General features: G+C 68.2%; 9 protein-coding genes. 8 read left to right on the top strand and 1 reads right to left on the bottom strand.

Annotation, left to right across the window (positions count from 1 at the left end; translation table 11 throughout):
- The first annotated feature begins 254 nt into the window (after window positions 1–254).
- Together ACIBKY_RS51560 and ACIBKY_RS51565 are read left to right on the top strand one after the other, a co-directional pair.
- Entirely contained in the window at window positions 255–1,010 is a 756-nt protein-coding gene (locus tag ACIBKY_RS51560; protein WP_397109433.1) for a GntR family transcriptional regulator, read from the top strand.
- Window positions 1,011–1,013: 3 nt separating this feature from the next.
- On the top strand, window positions 1,014–1,574 hold the full coding sequence (locus tag ACIBKY_RS51565; protein WP_397109435.1) for an ADP-ribose pyrophosphatase: 561 nt from the start codon (window positions 1,014–1,016) through the stop codon (window positions 1,572–1,574).
- 204 nt (window positions 1,575–1,778) lie between these two features.
- Here ACIBKY_RS51565 and ACIBKY_RS51570 read toward each other — a convergent pair whose 3' ends face one another.
- Window positions 1,779–2,918 carry a pentapeptide repeat-containing protein gene (locus ACIBKY_RS51570; RefSeq protein ID WP_397109437.1) on the bottom strand — a complete coding sequence of 380 codons (1,140 nt, stop codon included), beginning with the start codon at window positions 2,916–2,918 and terminating at the stop codon, window positions 1,779–1,781.
- 184 nt (window positions 2,919–3,102) lie between these two features.
- Here ACIBKY_RS51570 and ACIBKY_RS51575 point away from each other — a divergent pair, with 184 nt between their 5' ends.
- From ACIBKY_RS51575 to ACIBKY_RS51600, 6 genes are all read left to right on the top strand, one after another.
- Window positions 3,103–3,882 (top strand): hypothetical protein, encoded by a 780-nt coding sequence (locus tag ACIBKY_RS51575; protein WP_397109439.1) that lies wholly within the window; start codon window positions 3,103–3,105, stop codon window positions 3,880–3,882.
- A gap of 15 nt (window positions 3,883–3,897) precedes the next feature.
- Window positions 3,898–4,401 carry a hypothetical protein gene (locus ACIBKY_RS51580; RefSeq protein ID WP_397109441.1) on the top strand — a complete coding sequence of 168 codons (504 nt, stop codon included), beginning with the start codon at window positions 3,898–3,900 and terminating at the stop codon, window positions 4,399–4,401.
- 104 nt (window positions 4,402–4,505) lie between these two features.
- A complete protein-coding gene (locus ACIBKY_RS51585) occupies window positions 4,506–5,096 on the top strand; it encodes a hypothetical protein (protein ID WP_397109443.1) in 591 nt (196 codons plus the stop codon).
- Window positions 5,096–5,293 (top strand): hypothetical protein, encoded by a 198-nt coding sequence (locus tag ACIBKY_RS51590; RefSeq protein ID WP_397109445.1) that lies wholly within the window; start codon window positions 5,096–5,098, stop codon window positions 5,291–5,293. The genes ACIBKY_RS51585 and ACIBKY_RS51590 overlap by 1 nt, the downstream gene beginning before the upstream one ends.
- 43 nt (window positions 5,294–5,336) lie before the next feature.
- Window positions 5,337–5,885 carry a hypothetical protein gene (locus ACIBKY_RS51595; RefSeq protein ID WP_397109447.1) on the top strand — a complete coding sequence of 183 codons (549 nt, stop codon included), beginning with the start codon at window positions 5,337–5,339 and terminating at the stop codon, window positions 5,883–5,885.
- Window positions 5,886–6,600: 715 nt separating this feature from the next.
- Window positions 6,601–7,046, top strand: a 446-nt coding sequence (locus tag ACIBKY_RS51600; protein ID WP_397109449.1) for a TROVE domain-containing protein, incomplete at its 3' end; no start/stop codon positions are given.

A 7,046-nucleotide genomic window follows, 5' to 3' on the forward strand; every position in this document is an offset into this window, starting at 1 on the left:
GGAGGGTTCGCCCTTCCGGGAGGGGGATTGTGCAGGTCAAGAACCGAACCGGAGATCCGGCCAAGAGGTTCGACACCAAGCACTTCCGGACATTCGTAGGTCTAACGTAGGGCTACGTTAGACCTACGGCAAGAGGCTTTTCAAAACACATAGCCCTACGGCCGCTACTGAATCGCCCACAGCGGGGGGCTAAGGTAGGGCCAACCTGGGAAACTCCATCCCAGCGGCGGGGAGGGTCGGATTGGAGAACGTGCATGCCTAGGGCGCCGATGAAGGCCCAGGCGATCGCCGACAGCGTCAGAGCGAAGATCGACAGCGGCGAGTACGCCCCCAGCTCCTGGCTACCTCCGATGGCCGAACTCGCGCGCCTGCACCAGTGCGACCTGTCCACCATCCGCAACGCCATGAAGCTCCTGGCCGCCGACGGCCTGGTGGAGCTCTTCAAGGGCCAGGGCGGCCGCGTCCTGGACCGTGGCGCCGGCCTGTCCCGCGAGACGTCCGACATCAGCACCCAGGTGGGTCAGTGGCGGGGGTTCGCCGTCTCTGTCCTGGCCAAAGGCAAGGAACCGTTCACCGACACCACGATCACCGAGCTCGACGCCGTCGAGGACGTGGCGCTGCGCCTCGCCGTGCCGATCGGCACCCGCGTACTGGAGCGGGCCCGCGTCCAGGGCGTCGCGGGCGAGCCGCCCATCCAGCTGTCCACCACGTACCTCGCGTGGGAGTGGGTGGAACTGGTGCCGCGCCTGCTGCAGGTCGACACCGGGCCGGGCGGCATGTACTCCCGCCTGGAGGAAATCGAGTTCCCGCTACTCCTGTGCGAGGACCGGCTCGTCGCGGCGCACGCCGACGACCGCGAGCGGGAGCTGCTGCAGATCGACGTCGACGAGCCGGTCGTCGTCGTGTGGCGCACCTCCTACACCCACCATCACAAGATCATTGACGTGACGCGGCGCGTCGTCGTGACCCGCCGCAGCCCGCTCGTCTACCGCTATGGACCCGGAGCGTGACCGTTGTTGACCCCGAACGCCGAGCACCCCATCGTCCGCACCGGCACCCGCGTCGTCTACGACAACCCGTACATGCGGGTCATCGAGGACAACATCCAGCGGCTCGACGGCACCACCGGCATCTACTCCTACATCGAGAAGCCCGACTTCGCGCTGGTCATCGCCGCCGAAAACGACGGCTTCCACATGGTCGAGCAGTACCGCTACCCCGTCCGGGACCGCAGCCTGGAGTTCGTCCAGGGCACCTTCCCCAACGGCGCCGACGGCGACCCCTTCCAGCTGGCCCACGATGAGCTGCAGCAGGAGACCGGCTTCACCGCGGCCACCATGCGCCACCTCGGCCGGCTCAACTGCGCCAAGGGCATGTCCAGCCAGGGCTTCAACGTGTTCCTCGCCACAGACCTCACCCCGGGCATACCGGACCTGGAGGTCGAGGAGCAGGACCTCACCCACCGCTGGCTGCCCCGTACGCAGGTCGAGGACCTCATCCGCTCGGGCGGCATCACCGACGACTCCACGCTGGCCGCCTATACCTTGTATCTGCTGATGGGGTCTGGTCGCTGACGCCACCCGCGCCGGGATGCCATCATGGACGCAACCGGCTTTTCATGGTGGTCTTCGGGCCTCGTGTTGGCTTGGTTTCGGGTAATTCGACGGCCTCCGGGCGCTAGGGGTAGCGCAGCTTTCCGGAGGCCGTCTTGCACGTACCCATAGTGGTGTCTTCGGTCCGCTGCGGCAGCGTTGCCGCAGGCGAGGAGCGGCTTTGCATTAGCCGCCCTCGGCCATGTTCCCCTCACCATCAGCCTGCGCTAGTTCCTCGGGAGTGGCGAGCCGCAACGTCTGCCACCCATCCGCACCATCCTCCTCCCGCCAGGCTGACGGCCATCGCCGTTTGACCTTTGCGGCGACCGGCGCTACTCGCACGTCGCTTAGGTCAACGTTCTCCACCCCCATCGCGTCGTCGAACCGGACATCGCCGCAGAAGGTCGCGCCGTCGAACCGGGCGTCGCGGGTGAAGGTCGCGCCGTCGAACTGGACGGCACCGGTGAAGGTCACGCCGTCGAACCCGGCGTCGCGGGTGAAGGTCGCGTCGTTGAACCCGGCGTCGCGGGTGAAGGTCACGCCGTCGAACCCGGCGTCGCGGGTGAAGGTCACGTCGTTGAACCGGGTGTTGCCGGAGAAGGTCGTGCCGCCAAACCGGGCGTCGCTGATGCGGCAGTTGCCGAGGTCGAGGTCGACCAGGATAGCGCCAGTGAGGTCGAGGCGGATGTCCGCCCAGTAGCGAAGGTTGGGGTCGGCGGGGCGTGGCTGCCACCAGCGGTGTGTGTCCAGGGCCCGGTAGCGCAGATGGTCGGCCAGGATGCGCTGGGCGGTCAGCCGGACCTGACGTTCTTCGTGTGGGTCGCGGGTGGGCGTGGGCGCGGGCTTGGTGACACCGCCGACCGCAGCCCGTGGGACGGCCGGCTCAGTTTCGGACTTCTCCTCGTCCGGAAGCTGGTAGGGCATCCTGAGATATGCGCAGATCACGTCCACGATGGTCTGGCGCAGGGTGGGATTATCTTTGCCCAGGCGCTCCAGTGCGTAGAGGCCTCCGAGCCGTACCGGGGCCTGGGCGTTTCCGAGTTGCTCGACCGCCTTCGCATACAGCTCGGTGACGCGGCGTTCCGCCGCGTCATGGGTGACGTGCCAGGTTGCCACCTCCTGGTGACGCTGCCGCCGTACCGCCAGTAGCAGGGTCACACCGGCACCGACCCCTGCCGCGGCCGCGAGCGCGGTGCGCAGGGCCTCGATCCGGGTGGAGACCTGCTGAGGGATCGGCAGGTGAGGAAGCCCTTGAAGTAGCCATTGCGCGGTGCCCCAGGCGGCGGCGCCGATGAGCAGCGCGCCGGGCAGGACCCACCACAGCATCGAGCGTGGAGGACGCAACTCGGGCGGTCGTGACGGCGGTCGGGGGGAGCGGCGAAAGGGCCTCATGCCCTCATTGCACCGTGGATGTCGCGGCGGCGGTCCGGGATGCCCAAGTCGTAATCAGGCGCAGCATATGACAGCCGCACCTGTCGAAAGTCGACTTGACAGGCTAGCCTGTCACCTCGTGAGCCGAGCCCAGGACGACCTCAACCGCCAGACGACGGCCGAGCGGGTGCGGGCGCTAGCGCTGGAGCTGGCGGGACAGCTGAGCCACCGCGGCTCCTCTGTGCGCGACGACGCCGCGGGCCAGCTTGCGCTCATGCGGGCCGCGGACCTCGTGCGCGAACTCGCCACCGAGCTCGTCGACGGCGCCGCATTGGCCGCCGCCCGGACCGGAGAGGTCACCTACACGCAGCTAGGCCAGGCGATCGGCATCAAGCGGCAGAGCGCCCGCACCCGCTGGCCCGACGCCATCCCGGAAGCAGTCCGCCGTCCCGGCAAGCGGCCCGCCGCTGCACCCGTCGCCGAGGTGAGCACTACACCCCTGGACGTAGAGCCAGGCATCGAGCTGGATGCCTCGGACCAGGACCTGGCGCTGCCGTACAAGAAGGACGCCGATCCGGTACGGCGCCGCCGCTGGTTCACCGCCGCCCAGCTCGCCGACGTCCAGGTGGTGGCGACCGGCCGCGACGACGGCTCGCACTTCGTGATCGTCGCCGGATACCTGCTGGGCACGGTCGAGCCGCACCTCAGTGCCAGCGGCCGCCGCTCCGGTTGGGATGCCCGTCACCGCGGTGGCAGCCTGGCCTGGCACCTCGGTACCGGCGTCAAGGGTGGCGGCACCCGGGCCGCCACCCGCGACAAAGCGGTCACCAACCTGATCTCCGACGTGCATCATTCCTGGCGCAACCACCAAGATCGCGCCCAGCGCGACACCGTCCTACGAGAGATCGACCCCACCTGAGAACGGAGAGCCACAATGGAACACACCACCCCCGACCCAAACCCGCGCCCCGTGGCGAACCGCCTCTTCGACAACGACGACTTCCACCGCCGCGCAAACGCCGACGATGCCCTCCGTGCCTATTTCCGCTGGGCCGATGTCGAATGGGACGAGGAGGTCCAGAAGATCGGCCAGGGCGAGGACCGCACCGCGTTTCTCGTCAACAGCATCGTGTACAAGCTGGGCTCCCGGGCGTCCGCCAACGCCTACGACCACCAAACGCTCGAAGCCGCCCGCCGGGCCGGGAAGCCGTGGGCGCCCCCCTCCTGCCTCTTCGAGATCACTACAGAGTTCGGCGTCCAACACGTGATGGCCATGCCGTACATCGTGAGCGACGGCACGGACGCCGATCCGGACGCTCTGGCCCGGATGTTCAAGGACGCCGGGGACGAAATCGACTTCACGAACTACAGCGTCATCAACGGCCAGCCGATCGTCATCGATGGGTGTACTGTCCGCCGGGGCTCCTGGTACGCGTAACGGAGCGCGCTGGCCCTCGAACATGCCCGCGCCGGCGAGCTGCTGGCCGCGCTGCGCACCAACCACCCCGACCCCACCAACCCGCCGTCGCCGAAGGGCTCCGCATGACCAGCAACGTCGCCTACCGCCTCAACCACGACCAGGACAGCACCAGCGCCTCCGACGGAATCTCCCGCTACGGCGCCTACCTACGGCTGAACGCCCACAAGTTCGCCGCGGCTTTCGAGTACGCCAACGCAGCCGACTTCGCCGCCGTCGCCTTCGAGGTCGCCACCGCGCCGATCATGACGCCCGCCTACGCGCAGGAGCACCGGCGCATCATCACCACCCGCCTGGCACCCTTCTCCGAGCACCTGATCGCCCGCGTCGAGCTGGTCACCGGCCGTCCAGACGCGTTGCGGGCCCCGGCCTTCCGCGGCGAGTCACGCTGGTACGGCTGGCCCACCAGCGCCAGCGCGTTCGGCGCCCACTCCTACCTGCCCGACAGCGACGACATCGCCGAGCGCTCCTACCTGCTGACCTCCACCACCGCCCACTTCGCCCTGACCGCCGCCGAGCTGCCGCTGCCCGCCGGGCCCGACGACGAGATCGAACTGCACGCCATGCGCGCCCTGGAGATCGTCATCGACCAGCTCAACGACGTCCTCAACCCGATCATCGCCGCCCTCGAACGCGACGGAATGGGAGCGCGGTGATGGCCTACACCGCCCAGGAGGTCGCCGACATGGCTCACCACATCCGCAACTGCCAAAACTGCGGCGCCGGCGACCCCGACATCGTCGGCGACACCTACGCCGAGGATCTTCCGCCCGAGGAACTGGCCAGCTACATCGCCTCATCCCACCGCTTCGATGCCCACCTTCGGAACACCGTGAGCGGCTCGCCGTTCTGACGTTCCCCTGGCGCGGTTTCGGCTGCCCGCTATTGTCGAACATGTGAACGAGACTCACTGCCGGAGGATGGCCGCGCAGGCGCGCACCCTGGCCTGCGCCCTCCTGGCCGCCGGCGAGGTGTTCCCGACGCTGCTCGGCTACCACCGGCAGTACGGCGACGCCCTCGTGGAGCTCGCCGACCTGGCCGACCGCAGCACCGGCGCCCAGATGCAGCGGCGCACCCGGGCGCTGACCGCGATGGGGCACGTGCTGCACGAGGCCCTGCGCATCCGCTACGCCGACGGTCTGGCCGCGCACGCGGCCCGGCTCGGCATCACCGCGTCCGAGGTCGAGCAGCGTCTTCATCCGCCGCTGCCCGCCGAAGACGCCGACGACGACGAACGCGCCGCGTACGAGCGCAGCATCTACGGCCGCTCCGCCCTGTGGCACAAGCTTGGCATCACCGGCCTGACCGGCGACGACCGGCACGCTGCCTTCCAGCTGATCCGCCTGGTGTGGGTGAGCGCGAGCAGCCGCGCCGACATCGAGATGTTCCTGAAGCGGCTCGAAGCGCTGGTGTACGCGCTACGGGACTCCACCACCAAGGTGTGATGTCCCTCACCGAATTCCCGGATGCGAAAGCGCATCCGAGAATGTACGGTCGTGACTGTAGTTCCCCGGTCGGTTCAGACGGGGTTGCGGGGGCGCGGGTCGAACGAACATCGGTTATCACCTTGCAAAGATGACACCCCGGTGTTCATTCCTACATCCGCGCTTCTACAGCTTCGTGTGGCCGGTGGGGTGTGATGAGGGCACGGGTCGAAGTCCTGTCGGTTATCGCCTTGTATGCGGGTGGTCGCAGGTTCAAGTCCTGCTCGGAGCTCCGGCTCCGGTAGCTCAGTTGGCAGAGCGCCTAAACGGCCGGTGGGCATCCCCACATCCGTGCCCCCATCACACCCCATGTGATCAGTTCGTCAGCCCGGCCGGGCGCATGGGTCGAATCCAGTCGGTTATCGAAAGCAGATACAGGTTCGACTCCTGCGACAGCCCGTTCAGGCTGTCCGGCCCAGGTCGGCTGGGCGCCCGGCTCGGAGCACCACATCCATGCGCCCGGCCGGGCTGACGAAACCTCGGGGAGGGCGGGTCGAAGCATGATCGGTTATCGCCTCTGGAGCGAGTAGTTCGGGTTCGAGTCCCGGCGAGCGGCCCAGGCCGCTCGTGGTGTAACGGCAGCACGCTTCCACGGCCGGTCCGCACCCCACATCCGCCCTCCCCTCCCTCACATCCGCCCCTGTCGGGGCGGGTCGATCCCCTCAGGAGGTGCCTCATGGCCCGCGATCCTCTCGCCAGCATTTCCGCAACCGAAACTCCGCAGACACGGCCGATCCCCGGCCGTACCGACCAGGTCCGCAATAGCGCGGGCGGCTTCGTCTTCGACAAGGACCTGTGGAACCGCCTGGAGGACTTCCTCATCCTGGGCACCACGGGCGGTACCTACTACGTGAGCGAGGAGAAGCTCACCGCCGACAACGCTGGCGTCCTCTTCCAGGCCATCGCTGAGGACGGCCCGCGCGTCGTGGCCATGCTCACCGACATGTCGACCGCCCACCCGCCGCGGGCTCCGAAGCAGCGGCCCGCTCTGTTCGCTCTTGCCGCCTGCTATGCGAAGGGCGACCCGGACACCCGCCAGGCCGCCAAGCTCGCGCTGGCGAAGGTGGCGCGGACGACAGATCATCTCGCCCAGTTCTTCGGCTACTACAAGAACCTGGGCGG

Source organism: Nonomuraea sp. NPDC050394, assembly GCF_044459065.1.
GTDB lineage: Bacteria > Actinomycetota > Actinomycetes > Streptosporangiales > Streptosporangiaceae > Nonomuraea.

Coding starts and splice junctions, on each gene's coding strand:
- ACIBKY_RS51560 (WP_397109433.1), top strand. CDS start 255: ATGCCTAGGGCGCCGATGAAGGCCCAGGCGATCGCCGACAGCGTCAGA.
- ACIBKY_RS51570 (WP_397109437.1), bottom strand. CDS start 2,918: ATGCTGTGGTGGGTCCTGCCCGGCGCGCTGCTCATCGGCGCCGCCGCC.
- ACIBKY_RS51580 (WP_397109441.1), top strand. CDS start 3,898: ATGGAACACACCACCCCCGACCCAAACCCGCGCCCCGTGGCGAACCGC.
- ACIBKY_RS51585 (WP_397109443.1), top strand. CDS start 4,506: ATGACCAGCAACGTCGCCTACCGCCTCAACCACGACCAGGACAGCACC.
- ACIBKY_RS51590 (WP_397109445.1), top strand. CDS start 5,096: ATGGCCTACACCGCCCAGGAGGTCGCCGACATGGCTCACCACATCCGC.